The 20,411-nt window shown below is 74.8% G+C and carries 13 protein-coding genes and 1 tRNA gene; 10 read left to right on the forward strand and 4 right to left on the reverse strand.

Going from position 1 to position 20,411, the window contains the following annotated elements:
* Positions 1-49: 49 nt before the first annotated feature.
* The 5 genes from ACZ7DE_RS18150 to ACZ7DE_RS18170 are packed head-to-tail and all read left to right on the forward strand — an operon-like array spanning position 50 to position 11,298.
* Positions 50-3,817, forward strand: a complete 3,768-nt coding sequence (locus tag ACZ7DE_RS18150; protein WP_470762301.1) for a tubulin-like doman-containing protein — start codon at positions 50-52, stop codon at positions 3,815-3,817.
* Positions 3,814-6,771, forward strand: a complete 2,958-nt coding sequence (locus ACZ7DE_RS18155) for a hypothetical protein (protein WP_470762303.1) — start codon at positions 3,814-3,816, stop codon at positions 6,769-6,771. Before ACZ7DE_RS18150 ends, ACZ7DE_RS18155 begins: the two co-directional genes overlap by 4 nt.
* Positions 6,765-7,916 (forward strand): protein kinase family protein, encoded by a 1,152-nt coding sequence (locus ACZ7DE_RS18160; protein ID WP_470762304.1) that lies wholly within the window; start codon positions 6,765-6,767, stop codon positions 7,914-7,916. The genes ACZ7DE_RS18155 and ACZ7DE_RS18160 overlap by 7 nt, the downstream gene beginning before the upstream one ends.
* Complete coding sequence (locus ACZ7DE_RS18165; RefSeq protein ID WP_470762306.1) at positions 7,913-9,007, forward strand: TRAFAC clade GTPase domain-containing protein; 1,095 nt, start codon at positions 7,913-7,915, stop codon at positions 9,005-9,007. Before ACZ7DE_RS18160 ends, ACZ7DE_RS18165 begins: the two co-directional genes overlap by 4 nt.
* Positions 9,004-11,298: a hypothetical protein gene (locus ACZ7DE_RS18170; RefSeq protein WP_470762308.1), complete on the forward strand. Its 2,295-nt coding sequence runs from the start codon at positions 9,004-9,006 to the stop codon at positions 11,296-11,298. The genes ACZ7DE_RS18165 and ACZ7DE_RS18170 overlap by 4 nt, the downstream gene beginning before the upstream one ends.
* A gap of 89 nt (positions 11,299-11,387) precedes the next feature.
* Here the strand turns inward: ACZ7DE_RS18170 and ACZ7DE_RS18175 are convergent.
* Positions 11,388-11,472: transfer RNA gene (locus ACZ7DE_RS18175), tRNA-Leu, on the reverse strand.
* Between the two features lie 178 nt (positions 11,473-11,650).
* Between ACZ7DE_RS18175 and ACZ7DE_RS18180 the strand changes: the two genes are divergently transcribed.
* The 3 genes from ACZ7DE_RS18180 to ACZ7DE_RS18190 all read left to right on the forward strand — a co-directional run bounded on the left by ACZ7DE_RS18180 (position 11,651) and on the right by ACZ7DE_RS18190 (position 14,461).
* Positions 11,651-13,021 (forward strand): M20/M25/M40 family metallo-hydrolase, encoded by a 1,371-nt coding sequence (locus ACZ7DE_RS18180; protein WP_470762310.1) that lies wholly within the window; start codon positions 11,651-11,653, stop codon positions 13,019-13,021.
* 167 nt (positions 13,022-13,188) lie between these two features.
* A complete protein-coding gene (chpH, locus tag ACZ7DE_RS18185) occupies positions 13,189-13,422 on the forward strand; it encodes a chaplin ChpH (protein WP_470762312.1) in 234 nt (77 codons plus the stop codon).
* Positions 13,423-13,603: 181 nt separating this feature from the next.
* On the forward strand, positions 13,604-14,461 hold the full coding sequence (locus tag ACZ7DE_RS18190; protein WP_470762314.1) for a chaplin: 858 nt from the start codon (positions 13,604-13,606) through the stop codon (positions 14,459-14,461).
* A 70-nt stretch (positions 14,462-14,531) separates the two neighbouring features.
* Here the strand turns inward: ACZ7DE_RS18190 and ACZ7DE_RS18195 are convergent, their stop codons facing one another.
* On the reverse strand, positions 14,532-14,720 hold the full coding sequence (locus ACZ7DE_RS18195; RefSeq protein ID WP_470762316.1) for a DUF5703 family protein: 189 nt from the start codon (positions 14,718-14,720) through the stop codon (positions 14,532-14,534).
* Positions 14,721-14,767: 47 nt separating this feature from the next.
* Here ACZ7DE_RS18195 and ACZ7DE_RS18200 point away from each other — a divergent pair, with 47 nt between their 5' ends.
* Positions 14,768-15,451 (forward strand): hypothetical protein, encoded by a 684-nt coding sequence (locus tag ACZ7DE_RS18200; protein WP_470762318.1) that lies wholly within the window; start codon positions 14,768-14,770, stop codon positions 15,449-15,451.
* Between the two features lie 163 nt (positions 15,452-15,614).
* Here the strand turns inward: ACZ7DE_RS18200 and ACZ7DE_RS18205 are convergent, their stop codons facing one another.
* Positions 15,615-18,032 (reverse strand): helix-hairpin-helix domain-containing protein, encoded by a 2,418-nt coding sequence (locus tag ACZ7DE_RS18205; protein ID WP_470762320.1) that lies wholly within the window; start codon positions 18,030-18,032, stop codon positions 15,615-15,617.
* Positions 18,029-19,015 (reverse strand): aldo/keto reductase, encoded by a 987-nt coding sequence (locus ACZ7DE_RS18210; RefSeq protein ID WP_470762322.1) that lies wholly within the window; start codon positions 19,013-19,015, stop codon positions 18,029-18,031. The genes ACZ7DE_RS18205 and ACZ7DE_RS18210 overlap by 4 nt, the downstream gene beginning before the upstream one ends.
* A gap of 201 nt (positions 19,016-19,216) precedes the next feature.
* Here ACZ7DE_RS18210 and ACZ7DE_RS18215 point away from each other — a divergent pair, with 201 nt between their 5' ends.
* Positions 19,217-20,272 (forward strand): LLM class F420-dependent oxidoreductase, encoded by a 1,056-nt coding sequence (locus tag ACZ7DE_RS18215; protein ID WP_470762324.1) that lies wholly within the window; start codon positions 19,217-19,219, stop codon positions 20,270-20,272.
* Positions 20,273-20,411: the final 139 nt, after the last annotated feature.

The raw sequence follows: 20,411 nt of genomic DNA on the forward strand, positions 1-20,411 counted from the left end.
ACACGCTGCCGGGCCGTCAACCACCGCCCTGTCAGAGGGGATCTCACCGATGAAGATTTTCCAGCCGATGCTGTTCGTCGGACTGGGCGGCACGGGCGGCCTGGTAGGGGCCGAACTCGAACGCCGTCTGCGCGCCGAGCTCTGCGGCCCCGACGGCACGGCCCTCACCGGCGACGGCCGCAGGCTCCCGCACCAACTGCCCGACTGCCTGCAGTTCGTGTACGCCGACTACAGCGAGGCCGAACTGGCCAAACTGCCCCACCTCAGCGCCGACCCGGCGCTGCGGCAGGCCTACTCCCGCACCGCGCGCGCCACCCACGACCTGCTGCCCGCCGAGTTCGACAGCTCGCCCGAGGTCACCCAGATGCTGCGGGCCGTGCTCCGCACCGAAGTCGGCGGCTGGCTGCCCCCGGTGGACGACGAACCCAAGGTCACCCCGCTGCGCAGCGGCGCCGGACAACTGCCGACCGTCGGCCGCGCCGCGCTGTTCGCCACCCTGCGCGACGGCCCCGCCCCGGTGCTCGACCCGCTGCGCCGGGCCATCGACGCCATCGGCCTGTCCGGCGGCGAGCTCAGCGAACTGGGCGGCGGACCGCTCAACGGCTGTGACGTCTTCGTCGCCTTCTCCGTGGCGGGCGGCACCGGCGCCGGGATCTTCCTGGACTACCTGTACCTGATCGGCCAGGTCTTCAAGGAGAAGCGGCTGGCCGCCCGCGTCTACCCGCTGGTCGTCATGCCCAAGGCCTTCCCGCCGGGCAAGGGCGGCGGACGGCGGGCCGAACTCAACGCCGCCCGGGCCGTGGTGGACCTGTCCCGGCTGGTGGACGAGCAGAACGTGCCCGACCCCAAGGCCAACCTGGGGGACACCGGCCGCCCCGACCCGACGGCCATGCGCTACCCCCAGATGCACCCGGTCCGGCTGCGCACCGGCACCGTCCCGACGGCGTTCCTGTTCAGCCCCACCGCGGGCATCCGTCCCGACGACCTGCGCCGCTCCATGGTCTCCCTGGTGATGTCGCTGATCGGCACCGACCTCGGGGACTCCGCCCGCGGCACCGACCACGACGACCAGACGTTCTCCTCCAACTTCATCAACGCCGAGGTGGACCGCCGTACCCGCTCGGCCACCGGCATCGGCCACCGCGGCATCTCCACCAGCCTGGTCGCCGCCATGACCTCCCCTCTCGACGAACTCGCCGCCCTGGTCGCGGCGCGGATGCTCGCCCTGGCCGTGCGCCGGCTCACCGACTCGGCGGCCCACACCTCCCTGGACGTCCGCGCTCTGGTCCACGAGATGTTCACCGCCGCCGGCATCGCACCCCTGTGGCGACGGGAGGCGCTGCCCGTGCCCGAACCGGACCCGGTGCCCAAGGGGACCTCGGAGATCCAGCAGGCGCTGCGCGACCGGCTGGAGGAGATGCAGCGGCTGCTCGGCGATCTCGAGACCCGCCTCAAGCGCCAGGTGCCCGCGCTGGCGGAGGCGTTCATGCCACGGGTGGCCGCCGAACAACTGCTCCGCAAGATCGACCTGCTGAGCCTCGAAGCGGTCGTCAAGGGGGTGCCGGGCCGGCCCGGAGCCGCCGGACTCGGCTTCCTCGGCATGCTGGAGAACCGCCGTCAGGACCCGGCCCGCCCGGCCGGCGTCGGCGTGCAGCCGCCGTCCGTGCCCCGCATCCGCCGCCGGGCCGGCGGACTGTCCCGGGCCCGCTGGGGCGACGAGGAGGTCCGCGCCGCCCTCGACGAACAGGACCGCTGGTACGAGTGGCGGGCCAAGGACGTCTGGCACCGCGCCTGGGACGAACAGGAACCGCGCTGGCGCCGCTCCGCGGAGGACCTGCGCCACGACATCGTCCAGCTCGCCGAGGCCTTCGACAAGCACGTCGAGGAGGAACCGCGGGCCTGGGCCGCCGGACTGCAGGAGCTGTACGACGACCGGGCGGGCGTGTCCTACCTGCTGCCCCCACAGAACAGCCTGCGCGACTTCTACGAGGATCTGATCGACCGCCTGGTGGAGAGCGCCCAGCTGGGCCGCGGCGGCGACGAGGCGGACCTGCTGACGCACCTGGTCTCGGCCGACCGCTGGGAGGCCGCCTTCACTGCCGGGCGCCGCAACCCGGCCGCCGCCGTCTCGGAGGTCAGGACCGTCCTGCAGAAGCGGGTCGAGCAGCTGTTCGCCGAGCCCGGCGCCCAGCAGCGCGCCCAGCCCCTGCTGCCCAGCATGGGCACCCTGCTGTCCGCGGCCGTGGGCGACGGCCAGGCCGTCCGCAACGTCAGCAAACCCGCGCTGGAGCAGTTCACCTACAAGCTGGCCGGGCTGCTCCCGGCCGGCTTCACCCCCGAGGGCAACGGCCCCCTGAAGGTCCTCATCACCTACCCCAGCACCCACGGCCGCCGGACCGTGCTGGAGGACTACCTGGAGAAGGCCCTCCACCTGCCCAAGGGCCGCCGCAGCATCGTCTTCCGGCCCGTCGACACCGACTCCATCACGGTCGTGCTGTTCCGCAGCGAGATGAGCCTGACCGAGGTGCCCGGCGCCCGGGAGGTCATGCGCCAGTGGGCCCGCGCACAGGAGGACCGCCGCGACGACGACGTCCTGCGCTGGCGCCAGCGGCTCGGCTACCAGGACGACTGGCTCGCCTGCACCGCCGACGACCGCAAGCACATCCTGCAGCGTCTGCTGTGCGTCATCTGGAACGGGCGGGTCGACGTCCAGGGCGACCCCGCGTGCCCGCAGCGCGTGACGCTGCGCCTGCACGACGAGATGGGCCCCGAGGCCCCCGGCCTGACCCTCCGGCTGGACGACCACCGCGACGGCGTGTCCAGCTGGGCCGGTCTGCTGCGCGCCTACGAGCGCTGGGCGCTGCTGGAGGAGGACGCCATCGTCGAGGACTACTGCCGGGTCCTCATGAACACCCTGCCCAACGGACTGGCCGCCTCCGGCAGCCGGCCCTCGCCCCTCTACCTCAAGCTCGTCCACGAGGTGGCGCCGCGTCAACTGGACCTGCTGGCCGAGCGGGAGCGCATGTACGGCGGCCGCATCGCCGAATGGCTGCGCCCCCTGCGGGAGTTCTGGTCCCTGTCGCTGCCCGGCGCCCTGGACCTCCCCTTCCCCAACGAGGAGCGCGCCGTGCAGTCGACCCTGCGCGCGCTCGAGGAGTGGACCCGGATGGGCCGCGCGCCCGGCGGCCCGACGACCGCGCCCCGGCGCGAACACCCCGGTGACGCGGCGCCCGCCGGCCCGTCCGACCCCGCGCCACGGCCCGGCGGCGCAGCCGCGCCGGCGCCCCCGGACCCGTGGCGCCGGCCCGCCCCCGCCGAACCGGCGGGCGGCGGCCCACCCCCGTGGCCCGGCGCGGCACCCGGCCGGCCGGACCCCGCGGCCTCGGGCGGACCGACGAGCGGCCCGTCCTGGTGGGCCACCACCACGGCGGGCGGCCCCGGTTGGACCCCCACCCAGGCCGACGTCCCCGCCGTGCCACCGCCCGGCCCGCCCCCCGCGCCGCCCGCCGCGCCCCGCGCCGCGGCCGAGGGGGCGCCGCCCCCGTGGCCCGGCACGGACCCCTGGCCGGACCCCGAAGCCGTCCGCAGCGAGCCGCCCGGCGCGCCCCTGGGGCCGGCGCAGGTGCCCACCGCGGGCCGCACCGTCCCGGTCTCCGAGCAGCCCGTGGGCTACCCGCCCTTCCCGGACCGCGTCCCCGCCGACGCGCCCTGGCCCGGCGCCGACACCTCGGTGCCCTGGGGGATGGCCGACAGCGACGGCCAGGACGAGTGGCACGGCGTGGGCGAGCACGATCCCTGGAAGGGAGACCCGCGGTGACCGACGCGATGTCCGACGACGGCGTCGGCGTGCTCGTCCTCGATCTGAGGCCGCCGCCGGGCCGCCCCGCCGACCTCACCGCCGCCCAGCGCACCCTGCAGGAACAGCTCTCCCGCGCCCGCCCCGGCGGATACGGGCCGCTGCGTCTGCTGATCCTCGACACGGCCGTCGGCCTCACCGCCCACACGGCCGCCTACGAACGCGTCATGGGACACCCGGCGCACTCCGCGCCGCAGGTGCTGTGCGTCGCCGTCGGCGACGTGCCCGCCGTCGACCCGCCGCTCGGGGACCTCACGCCCGAGCCCGCCGACCACCCGGCCGGGACCGACGGGGCGACCGGCACCGGCGGTGCGGGCAGGGCGTACGGACCGGTCACCCCCGTTGCGACGCCCCGGGCGGGCCGTCGGCTGCGTCTGCCCACCGTGCTGCGCACGGCCGGAGCCGCCGTCCTGTGGGTGTCCGACCCGCAGTGCGGGGCCGAGGAGCCGGGCCGGCACCGCGCGGCCGACCGGTCGGCCGGGGGCCGGCCGGCAGAGGACCGGTCGGCACAGGAACGGTCGGCACAGGAACGGTCGGCGCAGGACCGGACGGCCGGGGGCCGGTCCGCCGGGAGCGAGGCCGCGGTCGCCCTGCTGGTCGAACTGCTGCGTCCGCCCGAGCTGTTCGACGAGGTGCTGGCGAAGGCCCTGCGCTGCCCCTCCGCCACCGCCGCGCTGTCCGCCCACGTCCTCGCCTACGACCTGCCCGCCGAGGCCCGCGAACGGGCCTGGCGGGCCGCCCTGGCCGGATTCGCCGGCGACCCCGCCGCGCAGGCCACCGCCGACGAGACCGGCCCGGTGGCCGAGAACCTGCCCCGGGCGCTGGCCGCACTGCTGCCGGGCGGCTCCGTCCGCTCCGCGGAGCGGCTGCTGCGGCCCGGCGGCTCCGTCGCCGTGGAACGCGAGGCCTGCTCGCGGTCCATGGACGCCGCCGAGACGGCCTGGTCCGACCTCGCCCGGCCGCTCGCGCTGCTCACCGGCAAGGAGGCCGCGCAAACCCTGCCCCGGGCCGTGGAGGACGCCTCGCGCGGCCTGCGGCGCTACCGCGACGTCGTGGCCCGCCTGTTGCGCGAGAGCGGGGCCCCCGGCGTCCCGCCCGCCGAGTCCGCCGCCCTGCTCGACCGGCTGGGGGTCACGCCCCCGACCGGGCCGCGCTCGACCGGGCGGCCCGAGCGCGGCGCCGAGGAGGAACTGGGCGCCTTCACCCTCGGCCTGCTCTCCCGCGGCCTCGCCCTGCACACGGTGGCCGGCCGGCTCACCTCCCTGTCCGAGCAGGTCGCGACCGTCCCGGCGGCGGGCCTGGCCGACCGCCTCGACCAGCTCTGCCCCACGGACCTGCCCGGCCGGGTCAGCGTCTCCCACCCCTTCGGCTTCGCCTCCGCGGGGTTCGGGCGGCTCGTCGGTCTCGGGGCGCTCATCGCCGTGGCCGGGCTGGGCCGGTGGCCGGGCACCGTGCTCGCCGTGGTGCCCGTCCTGGTGCTGCTGGCGGGCGGGGCCCTGGCCGCGGGCCGCCGGCCCAACCCGGCCGTGCGCGGTCCGATCCGACAGGCCGCAGGCCCGCGCACGGCCGCCGTCGTCCTCGGCGCGACCGGCGCGCTCCTGCTCGGGCGCCTGCTGGACCCGCCCCCGTGGATCGGGGTGATCGGCGCGACGGCGGCCGCGCTGGCCTGTCTGCTGATGGTCTGCGCCGACTGGATGCGGGCCGTGGACGAATGGTGCGAGGGCACCTCCCTCGCCCTGCTGCGCCAGGGACTGGACGGCGTGGACCGCGTCCTGGCCGAGGCGATGCGCCAGCAATGGTGGGCGGCCGACGAACGCACCAGGTGCGCCGACTCCGCACGCGCGCTCGCCGTGGTGCTGCGCCGCAGCGCCGCCGAGGCGCACGGCAGCCGGACCGCGAACGGCGCCGCCGCCCCCGGGCGCCCCGGCCCCGACGTCCACCTGACTCGGGAGGCCCCGGCCCACCCGGGGCGGACCGCTGACGGATGGCCCGCGGCCGCCTGGTCGGACGAGGACTGGGCCGAAGACCCCTGGAGCGAGGCCGCGGCCGGCGTCGGCCCGTGGGACGAGGAGCCCTGGCGCCAGCACCCCGACGGCGACCGGCCACCGACCGGGCGGACCGCCCCGTTCCCGACCCCGTCCACCGCCACGCCCCCGTTCCTCTCCGCGTCCGCGCCCCCGCCCTCGTCCACGTTCCCGTCCCTGTCCTCCCCCCTGTCCTCGTCCTCGTTCTCCGGTGCGCGCGAGGAGACGGAGACGCCCGCGGACGCCGAGGACCGGACCGCGTCCCTCGACGGGCCGCACTGGCTGGTGCACACCGCCGCCGACGGCGGGCCCGAACTCCTGCCCACGCTGGTGGCCGACCTCGCCGACGCCACCGTCGACGCCCTGCGCCGGTTCTGGGGCGCCGCCGCACCCGCCACGACGGCCCACCGGCCCGCCGACACCCTCGCGGAGGCCGTCCGCGACGGCTTCCGCACCGCCCGACGCCACCTCGACCGCTGCGGGGTGATGGCCGTGCCCCCCTTCGCCCGGCACGGCCGCCGCCGCGGCGACGCCATGGCCCTGCTCGGCAGCGGCCTGCGGCCCCTCCAGGACGCGCTGACGCCCGAGGCGGCCGACCGGCTGCGATCGCTGTGCTCGGCGGCCCAGATGCCGCTGCTCAGCCGCGACCCGACGGCCATGCACGTCATCCGGTTCGCACCGCGGGCGATACGCACCGCGCTGGGGACGGCCCCGGCGCACGTGCCCGACGACGCCGTCTGGATGTCGTCCGGCCGCTTCGTCGGCGCGATCAAACTGACCGCCCTGCGCCCGGGGGCGGTCGAGACGGTACGGATCCGCGTCCGGGCCGCGGACGGCGACAAGGCCGACAGCGGCATGTCGCACGGTGACAGTGGGGGAGCCTCATGGTGAACGACCGACGCCCGGGACCGCACGGCAGCGGCCCCGGCGATCCCGGAGAACCCGAACACCGGCCGCCGGCCGGCGGCGAGTTCGACGAGCTGAGCATGATCTCCCCGCAGGGCACCCTGCTCCGGGTCAAGGCCCGCTTCGGGCCCGACCTGCCGCGCATGGTCCGCCCGCCCGCCGTCGGCCGGCGCGTGCAGTTCGGGGACGACTGGTCCGGCCTCCAGGTCCGGCTGCCCGAGGCCGAACTGGGCAACGAGGCGGCGCAGACCAGCATCGAGGCCGAGACCGCCGCCGTCCTGACCGTCCACCGCGCCTACTCAGGGACCCGCTACAGCGGTCTCTTCCCCGTGCCGATCGGCTACGACATCAACGCCCCGGAACCCTTCATCGTCTACGCGGCGCCCCGGGGACGCTCGGTCGCCGCCCTCGCCCAGGGCGTGTCCACCAGCCAGCAGCGCGTCATCGAACGCGATCTCGTCCTCGCCGTACGGCTCATGGAGGCCGTGGGACTGGTCCACCAGGGCCTCGTCCCGGCCGCCGTGCGCTGGGACGACCACGGCATCCAGCTCTGGGACTTCGGCTCCGTCACCCACCTCGGCCGCCCGCGCCGGCCGTTCGGCATCCCGCCCTACGCCTCGCCCGAGCAGCGGCACGGCGAGGGCCTGACGGAGGCCCGCGACGCCCTGTGGAGCGTGGGGCAGGTCATGCACCAACTGGTCACCGGGCGGGCCGGGCATCCCGACGGCCCCTCCTCCGATCTCGCCGCCCACCCCTCCCTCGCCCAGACCCTCGCCCCGGTCTTCGCGCCCCGCGCCGCCGACCGGCCGCAGCCCGCGACACTGCTCCAACTCCTCATGCCCGGTGCGGGACCCGACTTCCCCGCCGCCGCGCAGCCCGACCCCCTCGACCCCTACCGACGCGACTTCGACACCGTGATGCTCCGCAAACGGGCCTCCCTGCGCCGGATCCCGCCCCCGTCGACGCCTCCGCCTCCGTCGGGGCCGCCCTGGCGCGCCGACCCCCACCCGGCCGACGCCCCGGTCGGCCGCCCGCCCGCCGGCACCGGCGAGGAGAGCGCCTGGCTCTACGGCGGCAGCACCGTCCACGACGCCCGGCCCGCGGGCACCGAAAGGGGCGGCCACCGATGAGCCTGTTCGACATCGGCGCCGCCGGCCCCGACATGCTCTGCCCCTACTGCCTCGAGGTCGTCTCCTACGACGAACGCCACCTGTACGTCCGTGACGAGCGGCAGCAGTACCAGACCCTGGACCTGAGCGGCCAGACCAGCCCGCTGCGCCGGGCCGACACCCTGCGCTCGGCCTACCAGCGCTGCCGCAACACCGACGGCGTGACCCCGCACTACATCCCCGTCCCCTACCTCACCCACGGCAGCCCGCTCACCGTGGCCATGGTCGGCGACTCCGCGACCGGCAAGACCCATCTGCTCACCCAGATGATCGGCGAGATCACCGACGGCGGTCTCGAGCCCTACGGCATCACCTGGCAGTCCGTGAACCCGCAGGACCACCGCGAGTTCATGGAGGAGCAGGTGGACGTGCTGCGCTCCGGCCGGATGCTGGAGCACACCCCGCAGCTGGAGACCTCCGCCACCTTCGAGGAGGCCCTGCTGCTCACCGGGGCCGACGGCAGGACACGGCCGCTCGCCTTCTTCGACCTCAGCGGCGAGGACCTGCGGCGGACGGACGCCCTGCTGCGCTTCATGCTGGGAGTGGACGCCCTGATCTTCGTCGTGGACCCGCTGCGCGCCCTGCCGCACGCCCAGCTCGACCCCCTGCGCGGCGCGTTCCAGTACACCCGCGGCGGGGACCCCGCCTTCCAGACCGTCCTGGACCGGCTGCCGCGCAGCGGCACGTACCTCGGCGTCGCCGCGGCCGTGGTGATCAACAAGTGCGACCTCCTGCGCTTCGAGCCCCCGGTCGACCGCTGGCTGTCACAGCCGGCGATGCCGCGCGTCTCCGCCGAACGGTTCCGCGCCGAGAGCTGCGACGCCTACGCCTTCCTGCGCCACTACGCGGGACCGGCCTGGGTCCGCCCCTTCGACAGCGTGCTGCGCTGCACCCTGCACTTCGCCTCCGCGACCGGCAGCCAGTACCGCGACGACCGCTTCGTGCACGGAGTACGGCCGCGCCGCGTCCTGGAACCGCTGGTCTCCGTGCTGTCGATGTGCGGGATGATCGCCGACACGGGCGCCGACGGCCCCGCCGAGGTGGGGATGTGAGCGACGGGCTCGGGGTGGTCGACCAGCTGGTCTTCCGGTGGGCGGGCAGCCGGGGCGCCACCCGGGGCGCCGGCATCACCGCCGTCGCCCACTCCTGCGACGAACGCACCGCACGCGACCTCGCGGAACACCGCGGATCCGTCCTGCGGGTGAAGGGCGGCGGCGGGCGCACCAGCGTGGTGCGTCTGATCCACGGCGACCAGGCGGTCCTGCTGCGCAGGATGCCGGACACGGACGGCACCAGCCGCGAGAGCAACATGTGCCATGCCCTGATGGCGCCGGCCGGCACCCTCACCGCCCGCCGCTGCCTGGCCCTGGGCTCCGGCCCCTGGAAGGAGGCCGGCTGGCTGGACGAGGCGCGCGGCAGGATCCCGCCCTTCGAGCTCAGGGCCGTCCAGGAGCTGGCCGACAACAGACAGGGCCCCCTCAAGGACGGCGTCCCGCTGATCCGGGAGCCGCTGGTCCGCCTGGTCGCCGAGCTCCTGCGGGCCCCGCGCGGCCGTGTGTCGGCCCGTATCGGCGAACTGGAGGCCGCCGCCGACGCCGCCCGTGCCGCGCGCGCCGACGCCGGCCACGTCACCGACGAGCCGCCGCCCGACCCGGCGCTGTCGGCCCTGTGGGCCCTGTGCGACATCTTCGGCAACTGGCTCGGCAACGACGGCTGGACCTACGCCACCTACGACACCTCGGACGCCCATCCGCACCGCGTGGTCTTCGTCCCGGACTGGCGCCGCTCCCACGCGCAGGACAACGACCTGCGGCGCATCAAGCTCACCGACCCCCATCGGGACCGCGCGGTCGACGTGGCCGAACTGCTGGTCACCCACTACGGCACCTGGCTCGCCGCCCGCTCCCCGGACGAGTACCGGCGCCCCCTCCAGCGCGTGCCCGACGCCGCGTCGCTGCCGGAGGAGGAACGCTACGACGTCATCGAGGGCGCCGTGACCGGGCGACTGCTCCACCCCCGCCTCCGGCCGCCCGCCCCGCCCTCCGCCCGCACACCGACCGCGTCCGCCCCGCAGCCCCGGCCCACCGGACCACCCCACGCGGAGCCGGACCGGACCCCGGCAACGGCCCCGGAGCCGACCCCGGCAACGGCACGGAACCCCACTCCGGCAACGGCTGCGGAACCCACCCGGGCAACGGCCCCGGAACCCACCAGGGTCACGGCGCCGGAACCGCCCCCGGCAGTGCCCCCGGTGCCGCAGCCCGCCTCCGCCGCCGCGTCCCGGGCCGCCCCCCGTCCCACCGCCGTCTCCACCCCTGCTTCCACCGCTGCTTCCACCTCCGCCTCCAGCCCCTTCCCCGGATCCGCCCGGCAGGTTCGGCCCTCCCGTCCGGGTGCGGACCTCTGGGAGGAGGAGCCGGAACCGCAGGAGAACGAGCCCGACCCCTGGGCCGGCCGCCACCTCTGGATCGACCCGGAGTCATGGGCGAAGCTGGAACGCCGGACGCCCCCGGTCCACGGCCGGGAGACCGAGCCGCCGTCCGCCGGGGCGGCCCCGCCCGTCGCGTCCCGCACGGCCGTCGGTCCTGCCCCCGCACCGCCCCCCAGGCCGGAGCGCCCCCCGGTCGTCGGCACCCGGGAGCCGGATCGCCGCGAGACACCGCGGCGGCCTCGGCATCAGCGCGAGGCGATCCTGCGGGAAGCGCGAGCCACCGCCTTCCTGAACGCCCCTCCGAAGCCGCGGATCATCCGCAAACGCCGCAGGCCGGCGCAGCCGATGGACCCCCGCGTGCGCGCGGAGCTGGTGCGGCAGCTGCGCTCTCCTTACGGCCCGCACGCCGACGAGCTGCGCAGGAGCCTCAGGGACAGACTGCTCGGCGAGACCTCGGTGAGCGACCTCGTGCAGATCCTCGGCGAGCCGCTGAACTGCCAGGCGCAGAACCTCGTCCTCGGCACGCTGGGGGAGCGCGAGTACACCGAGGACGAACTGGGCGACCTGTGCAGGGCCGTACTGCGCGAGCGCCTGCTGCTGCGTTCCCGTCCCACGGACGCCGACCCCGAAATCGAGTTCTGCCTGGCGGCGCGGGCCCTGCAGGTGGCCACCTGGCTGCTGCACTGGCTGGTGGCGCCGAACGCCGGACGGCATCTGCCGACGGTGGAGAGTTTCATGGCCGAACTGGCGGCGTCCGACGAGACCGTCGACCGCCGGCTCCTGGAGCACATCCTCACCCGGGAGTGGCCGGAGGGTGTGCCCGACCTGCCCACCACCGCGCTGCGGGTGGCAGCGCGATGGCTTTACGAGCGTCACGGACTGTGGGTCCCCGGCCCGGAGTGGCCCGCCTGACCATCCGGTCCACGAAGGTGGGAACGAAGGATGGGAACAACAGAGAGGGTGGCCCGGCCCACTGGCCGGAACCACCCTCTCTGGTTCTGTGTCCGAGGGGGGACTTGAACCCCCACGCCCGATAAAGGGCACTAGCACCTCAAGCTAGCGCGTCTGCCATTCCGCCACCCGGACAAGGTGTCTGTCGTGCGGGGTTTCCCTCGCGGCGACGTCGTAAACATTACCAGGCTTTCCGGGGTGCCCGATCACGGGGCGGCCGACCGGCCCGGGGCCCGGCCGGCGCCCGGTCCGGCGTGAACGGCGTGTGACGGGCCGGGACCGGTCTTGGGCGGGGGAGCGGGAGAGGGGGAGGATGAGGCGGAGACCACCAGCAGTGACAGCGGGAGGAAGCAGCGTGAACGCGACGGACGACACGGCCAGGAGCGTCACCGGCGAGGACGAGGTCGTGGACCTCTGCCGCGAGCTGATCCGGATCGACACCAGCAACTACGGCGACCACTCGGGCCCCGGCGAGCGCAAGGCGGCCGAGTGGGTCGCCGAGAAGCTCGCGGAGGTGGGCCTCGAGCCCCGGATCTTCGAGTCCCACCCGGGCCGCGCCTCCACGGTGGCCCGCATCGAGGGCGAGGACTCGTCCCGGCCCGCGCTGCTCATCCACGGCCACCTCGACGTCGTCCCGGCCAACGCGGTCGACTGGACCCACCACCCCTTCTCCGGCGAGGTCGCGGACGGCTGCGTGTGGGGCCGGGGCGCGGTCGACATGAAGGACATGGACGCGATGACGCTGGCCGTCGTCCGGGACCGGCTGCGCTCCGGGCGCCGGCCGCCCCGCGACATCGTGCTCGCGTTCCTGGCCGACGAGGAGGCCGGCGGCACCTACGGCGCCCGGCACCTCGTCGACCACCACCCCGACCTGTTCGAGGGCGTCACCGAGGCGATCAGCGAGGTGGGCGGGTTCTCGTTCACCGTCAGCGAGGAGCGGCGGCTCTACCTCATCCAGACGGCCGAGAAGGGCATGCACTGGATGAAGCTGACGGTCGCCGGCACCGCCGGTCACGGTTCGATGATCCACCGCGACAACGCGATCACCGAACTGTCCGAGGCCGTGGCCCGGCTCGGCCGGCACACCTTCCCGGTGCGGGTCACCAAGACGACCCGGGCCTTCCTGGACGAGCTCGGCGACGCGCTCGGCACCCAGCTGGACCCCGAGGACATGCAGTCGACCCTGGCCAGGCTCGGCGGCATCGCCAAGCTGATCGGCGCGACCCTGAGCAACACCGCCAACCCCACCCAGCTGGGCGCCGGATACAAGGTCAACGTGATCCCGGGCGAGGCCACCGCGCACGTCGACGGACGGTTCCTGCCGGGGCACGAGGAGGAGTTCCTCGCCGACCTCGACCGCATCCTCGGCCCGAACGTGCGCCGAGGGGACGTGCACTCCGACAAGGCCCTGGAGACCTCCTTCGACGGGGCGCTCGTCGAGGCCATGCAGTCCGCGCTGCTCGCCGAGGACCCGGCCGCCAAGGCCGTCCCGTACATGCTCTCCGGCGGCACCGACGCCAAGTCCTTCGACGACCTCGGCATCCGCGGCTTCGGCTTCGCCCCGCTGAAGCTGCCGCCGGAGCTGGACTTCGCCGGGATGTTCCACGGCGTGGACGAGCGGGTCCCGGTGGACGGGCTGAAGTTCGGGGTACGGGTGCTCGACCGTTTCATCGACGCGTCCTGAAATGTCGGGTGAAACGAGGTTTCACCCGACGAAGGAAATCGTCCGCCTGTGCGGACGCGACTGGGAAGAGTGAATGCGCCGATAAGCGCGTAGCCTCATTAATTCCGCCTCGTTACTGGTGACATGCGATCCGCTGCTTGGGGTCGCTTTGCCAACAAGGAGGAATAATGATCAAGAAGGTCGTCGCTGCTGCGGCTGCCACTGGTGGGCTGGTTCTCGCGGGCGCGGGCATGGCCGTCGCCGACGCCGGCGCCCAGGGTGCCGCGGTGCACTCCCCGGGTGTCGCGTCCGGCAACGTGGTCCAGGTCCCCGTGCACATCCCGGTGAACGTCTGCGGCAACACGATCTCGGTGATCGGGCTGCTGAACCCCGCCTTCGGCAACACCTGCATCAACAACTGAGGTCGACCCGCTGAGGGGTCGTCCACACCGTCGGCCCCGGAGCGCACGCCATGCGCTCCGGGGCCGACCGGCCTTTTTCCGAAGGAAAAGCCGAAGACTTCGAAAATCCCGAATTAATCGAACACCTGCAATGATGCAGGCAATTCGGGAAGCGGACGAGATTGAAAGCAGGGATTCAGCAATGCGACAGGTCACCCGCAAAAGCCTCATGACCGTGGCGGCGGCAACGGGGGTGATCGCCGCCGCCGGCGGCTACGCCCACGCCGACGCCGGGGCGAGCGGCTCCGCCACCGATTCGCCCGGCGTCCTGTCGGGCAACTCGGTACAGGCTCCGATCAACATTCCCGTGAACGTGTGCGGCAACACCGTCGACGTCATCGGCGCGCTCAACCCGACCTTCGGCAACTCCTGCGCGAACAAGGGCGGTGAGTCGCGGGGCTACGGCGAGCACCGGGGCGGCGGCAGCAGCCACGGCGGGAACCACAACGGCGGCCACGGTGGTGGTCACAACGGCGGCCACGGCGGTGGTCACAGTGAGGGCCACAACGGAGGTCACGGCGGCTCCGCAGCTCAGGGAGGCTCCGGGGGCGCGTACGCGGGCGGCCACACCGCCGGATCGCCCGGTGTCGGTTCCGGCAACAACGTCCAGGCGCCGATCGACGTGCCGGTGAACGTGTGCGGCAACGGCGTCGACGTGGTCGGGATCCTCAACCCGAGCTTCGGCAACGACTGCGCCAACGACAGCGGCGTGCACACGCCCCCGTCGCGCGGCCACGAGACGCCGGGCAAGCCCGCGGAGCACGGGCCCGGCAAGCCGGCCGACCACGGGCACTCCAACCCGTCCCGCCCCGGGGGCGTGCCGTCCACCTCGCACCACGTGACGCCGGCCGGAGCCTCCTCCGGCCACCTGCCCGGCGCCCACGCCGCGCAGCTCGCGCACACCGGCAGCGAGATGCCCATGGGCCTCGTCGTGCCGGTCGGCGCCGGCGCGCTGCTCGCGGGCGCGTTGCTCTACCGCAAGGCGCGTCCTTCCGCGTAGCCGCCCGGAGCGCCCACGAACGGAGCGGGCCCCGCCTCGGCGGGGCCCGCTCCGTTCGTGTCGTCTCACCTCACCACGTGGCACGCACCTGGCGGATGATCCGCCGGCGCAACCGCACCCTGCGGCTGCCGTCACGCAGCAGGCTCAGGCGGTCCAACTCCCAGTGTCCGTACTCGGCATGGTCGGTCAGCAGTCGAGTCGCCTCCTTGCGGGAGACCCCGCGCGGTACGAAGACGTCGACAAATTCGTATTCCGGCATCGCATCTATTGTGCGGGCTGGGGCCCGGTACGGATAGCGTCTGCACTATGTCTGATGCTGCGCAGCCCACCGCTGCCGAGGTACGCGCCGCCGCCGAGGCGGTCAAGACCGCGCTCGACCGCCACCTGGCCGCGGTCGAACGCAGGACGGGAGAGGACGACCAGGCCGTCTACGAGGCGTTCAACGAGCTGGCCGCGGCCGCCGAGGTGTACGACGAACTGCTCTACGACCGATACGACGAGGTCACGCCCTTCGAGATTCCTGGTGCGGAGGACTCCCTGCCGCCGTATGCGGGCCCCGAGGAGCCGAACGCGCTGAGCGTGCTGATCCGTCGCGACTACGCCGTCGCGGAGCCGCAGCGGCTCATGGCGCAGGCCCAGCGGGTCGAGGCGGCGGACGACGAGGGAGTGGGCGGCGCTGTCTCGGACACGGTCCACGGGGCGCTGGGCATCCTGTTCGGCGAGTTCGAGCCGGACGAGATCGCCTCCCGGCACAAGGAGTTCGGCCTGGAGGAGGGCGACTCCACGCTGTGGGTCCTGGCCGCCGAGGAAACGGCCGAGCCCGGCGAATGGCTGGAGGCGCCGTTCGAGGAGGCCGACCCCGCGCGGGTGGTCTGCCGTTTCGACGTGAGCTCGGTCTTCGACGAGCTGGACGCCGACGCCGACGCCGACGACGATCTCGTGGACGACATCGAGGACGAGGAGCTGGAGACGCTGGACGCGGATCGCTAGCCGACGAGCACGAGCCGGCGGTCGGCGAACACCAGCCGGTCGCCGGTCACGAGCGGGCCGGTGATCACGGGCGGTGACATGACCGCACGAGCCGGCGGCGTCCCGAGTGTCAGGACGGCGGCGGTCGCGAAGGGGGAACCCTTCGCGACCGCCGCCGTTCGTGCTAGTCGGCCGCCGGGACCTGGGTGCGCAGCAGCACCGGCAACCGCGTCGTGCGGGGCTTCGCCGGGACCTCGGCGACCGCTCTCGGCAGGGCCTGCTCGACGCCGTGCACCACGGACAGGTGGCGCTCCGCCCGGCCGAAGGCCGTGTACACCCAGGGGCGGGACAGGGCCTGCGCGGCGTCCCCGGGCAGGACCACGACCGCCGCGGGCCATCGGCTGCCCACCGCCTGGTGCGCCGTCAGCGCCCACCCGTGCCGCACGGTCTGCTCCACCCGCTCCCTCGGCACGACGACGGGTCCGTCGGCGCAGGACAGGTGCAGCCCGTCCGCGTCGGCCGTCACCACCCGGCCCGTCACCGTACGACCCGGCGCGGGGGAGTGGGCGATCCGGTCGCCGGGGTCGAAGCCGCCGAAGCGGCCGGGGCCGGGATTGAGCCGTTCTTTCAGAGCCGCGTTGAGCGCCCGCGTGCCGGCCGCGCCGCCGTGTCCCGGGGTGATCACCACGGCCTCGTCGGAGGTGATCCCGAAGGCCCGCGGCACCGAGTCGGCCACGAGCTGCACGGTCCGGTGCACGGCCTCGCCCGCGTCCCGCACGGGAACGATCACGATCTCCTTGCCGGGAGCGTCGACCTGGTTCAGCTCGCCGATGCCGATGCCGGACACCAGCTCGCCGATCGGCCCCGGGTCGGGGGTGCGCGAGGCGATCTGCGGGCACGCGCGCGCCGCCAGCAGATCGGCGAAGACCCGGCCGGGCCCGGCCGACCACAGCACCGCCGGATCCCCGCTGAGCACCAGCCGTGCCCCGTCCGGCAGCGACTCCGCCAGCATGGCGGCGCTCTCCACGTCCAGTTGCGGCGCGTCGAGCACGATCAGCAGGTCGAGGGCGAAGGCCCCGTCGGCGTCCCGTCCGGGACCCTCGGCGCCGGAGAGGAGACCGGGGACGGTCACGACCGCGCCGTCGTCCTCGCCCAGGAGCGCCGCGAACCGCCGCCGGCCGTCCGGCGCGTGGCAGGCCGCGACGGCGTGCAGGCCCAGGGACCGGGCCGCGACGAGCAGCGCGGCGGGCTCGGCGCGGGCGGCCTCGCCGCCGGTGTGCAGCACCAGGCCGTGCCCGGCGACGGCGCGGATCAGCTCGGCCGCGCTGCGGGACGCGGCGGCGGCCGCCGGCTCCCACGCCGCGGAGTCGTCCTTGGCCAGGGAGTTGACCACACGGGCCAGCGCGTCGGCGAGGCTCTCCTCCGCGAGCGCGTACCGCTCCAGACCGACCAGCACACGAACGGGCGCGGCCTCCTCGCCCTCGGGGGCCTCCCCGCCGTCCGCCACCGGCTGCCCGGCTCCGGGCGCGGGCGCGTCCAGGGCGTCCTGGAAGACGAGGGCCTCGCCCTCGGCCAGCGTGCTCTGCACGGCGGCGTCCGCGTCCGGCACGGCCTGGCGGCCGAGGGCGGCGGTGAGCGTCGGCAGCTCCAGGGCGGTGTGCCCGGCCAGCGCGGCCTGTTCCAGCAGCCAGACCGTCACCGCGCGGCCGCGCCGTTCGTCGTCGGGGGCGCACTCCGGGCCGAGCAGCGCCCGCGCGAACCCGTCGGCCTGCTCGGGGCGCACCCCGGGGACGCGCAGCAACTGCCACGGGTCCTCGCGCAGCAGGTCCTCGGCGTCCTCCCCGAGCGCGGCGGCGGCCTGCGGCGCGAGCGTCTCGGGCGCGCCGCCGCCGGCCAGCACGCGCCGCACGCCCTCGACGGCGTCCGCCGCGGGCGCCGGTGGTGCGGCGGCGACGGCGGGCGTCGGCTGCGGACGCCGGACCGGCTCCGGGGCGGGGCGGCGCGGGGCGGGTTCCTGCTCGCCGAAGACGGTGGCCGGGGGCTTCGCGCCGCCCTCCACAGCCCGTACGGCTGCCAGGAGGTCGGCGGCCTTTCCGCTGAGCTTGGTCCCGGCGGCGATGGGCGCCGCCTTCTCGGCCTTGCGCCGCTCGATCCGCTCCCGCTCCAGCTTCTGCGCGGCGAGCTCGGCCTGCGCCTCGGAGAGCTGCGCGGCGGCTTCGGCCTCGGCCTCCGCTTCGGCGGCCCGACCGGTCGCGGCGGCACCCCCGTCGGCCTCGGACGCCTCCGCGTCGGCTCCCGCGCCCGCCCCGTCCGCGCCGCCGCCGGGCGTTCCCGACTCGGGCGCCGGCCGGGACCGGGACCCAGGCTCCGAGGCCGTCTCCGACTCCGAGGCCGACTCCGCCTGAGACCCCGACTCCGACTCCACCGGGGACTCCGGCTCCGAGCCCGAGCCCGAGTCCGGTGCGGTGTCCGTGGCCCCGCCCTCGGCCGCTCCCGGCTCCGACGGGTCGGCGGTGGCCGACGTGCCGGGGTCCCCGGGGGCGTCCGGCTCCGCCGTCCCGGCGTGCTCCGTGCTCTCCGGGGGGTCCGGCTCCGTGCTCACAGCGTGCTCCAGTCGTGATCGGGATAGCGGTGCACAGGCGCCGACACGTCGTCGAGGGCCCGGCAGATCTCGTCAGGAAGACTAAGCGCCTCCACTGACAATGCGGCCGTGAGCTGCTGCGCGTTGCGCGCGCCGACGATCGGGGCGGCGACGCCGGGCCGGTCGCGGACCCAGGCGAGGGCCACCTGGAGCGGTGTCACGGCCAGCCCGTCCGCCGCCGTCGACACGGCGTCCACGATGCGGCTCGCGGTGTCGTCGAGGTAGGGCTCGACGAAGAGCGCGAAGTGGTCCGAGGCGCCGCGCGAGTCGGGCGGCAGGGCGTCGCCGCGGTACTTGCCGGTGAGGACGCCGCGGCCGAGCGGCGAGGAGGGCAGCAGGCCGATGCCCAGGTCCAGCGCGGCCGGCAGCACCTCGCGCTCGATGCCGCGCTGCAGCAGCGAGTACTCCATCTGCGTCGCCGCCAGCCGCGTCCGCACGCCCGGTGCGGCCAGCTGCCAGGTGGCCGCCTTGGCGAGCTGCCAGCCGCAGAAGTTGGAGACGCCGGCGTACCGGACGCGACCGCTCGCGACAGCGATGTCGAGGGCCTGGAGGGTCTCCTCCAGCGGGGTGTCCGGGTCGAAGGCGTGCACCTGCCAGATGTCGACGTAGTCCGTGCCGAGACGGGCGAGCGAGGCGTCGAGGGCGGCGAGCAGGTGACCGCGCGAACCGTCGAAGCGGCGGTCCGGGTCGGGCACGCTGCCCGCCTTCGTCGAGATGATCAGGTCCCGGCGCGGCACGAGGCCCTCCATGAGCCGCCCGAGCAGGTACTCGGCGTCCCCGTCGCCGTACACGTCGGCCGTGTCGACCAGGGTCCCGCCCGCCTCCCAGAACGTCTTCATGACGTCCGCGGCGTCGTGCTCGTCGGTGTCGCGCCCCCAGGTGAGGGTGCCGAGCCCGATGCGGGACACGCGCAGGCCGGTGCGGCCGAGATGCCTCTGCTCCATGGACGCCGAGATTACTGGCCAGAACTGGGCAGTGGGTTGCCTGTGGACAACCGAATCGCGGGACGTCGGGCCGGGTCCGCGCAGGCCGGAACCCCGCCGTCGGCCGGCGCGACCCTCGCCACACCGCCCTCCCCGGCCCCCGTCCCCCACGCTAAGGTCTGTCCGCAACAGCGTCGTTACTGATCAGTAAGGGGATCGGCCATGCAGCTCGGGATCAACCTCGGCTACTGGGGTGCCGGAATGGACGGCGACAACCTCGCCGTCGCCCAGGAGGCCGACCGCCTCGGGTACTCCGTCTGCTGGGCCGCCGAGGCCTACGGGTCGGACGCGGCCACCGTGCTCGCCTGGGTCGCCGCCAAGACCGAGCGGATCGACGTCGGCTCTGCCATCTTCCAGATTCCCGCGCGGCAGCCCGCGATGACCGCGATGACCGCCGCCACCCTCGACTCCCTGTCCGGCGGCCGCTTCCGGCTCGGCCTCGGGGTCTCCGGTCCGCAGGTCTCCGAGGGCTGGTACGGCGTCAAGTTCGACAAGCCGCTGTCCCGCACCCGCGAGTACGTCGAGATCGTCCGCAAGGCGATGACGCGCGAGCGGCTGTCCTACGAGGGCGCGCACTGGACGCTGCCGCTGCCGGACGGCCCGGGCAAGCCGATCAAGCTGACCGTCCACCCGGAGCGCGAGCACATCCCGCTGTACATCGCCGCGATCGGGCCGAAGAACCTGGAGCAGACCGGCGAGATCGCCGACGGCGCGCTGCTCATCTTCCCCTCCGCCGACCACCTCGAGGACACCGCGATCAGGCACCTGCGCGCCGGACGCGAGAAGGCGGGCCGGACCCTGGAGGGCTTCGACGTCTGCCCGACGCTGCCGCTGGCCCTCGGCGAGGACAAGGACGTCGAGCGGCTCGCCGACACCTTCCGCCCCTACACCGCGCTGTACGTCGGCGGCATGGGAAGCCGCAAGCAGAACTTCTACAACCAGCTCGCGCAGCGGATGGGATACGAGGAGGCCGCCGCCGACATCCAGGACAAGTACCTGTCCGGCGACAAGCAGGGCGCCGCGGCCGCCGTCCCCCACGAGCTGATCGACCGGACCACGCTGCTGGGCTCGGTGGAGCGGATCGCCGACCGGATGAAGGCCTACGCGGCCGCCGGCGTCACCACCCTCACCCTGGCCCCGGCGGGCTTCGCCCTGGAGGAGCGGCTCGCCTCGCTGCGGGCGGGCGTGCAGGCGCTGGAGCTGGCCGGCCTGGCATAGCCGGGAGGAGGAGGATTTCAGCGGCCGTGGTGGGGGCTCGGGGGTCTTCCCCGCCACGGCCGTCACGGGGAACAACGCGCCGCACGGCGCGCGGTTACGCTCCCCGGCCGACGGCCGGGGTACCTCTTTCGGCGGAGCC

The sequence above is a fragment of the Streptomyces sp. NPDC037083 genome (genome assembly GCF_055606485.1).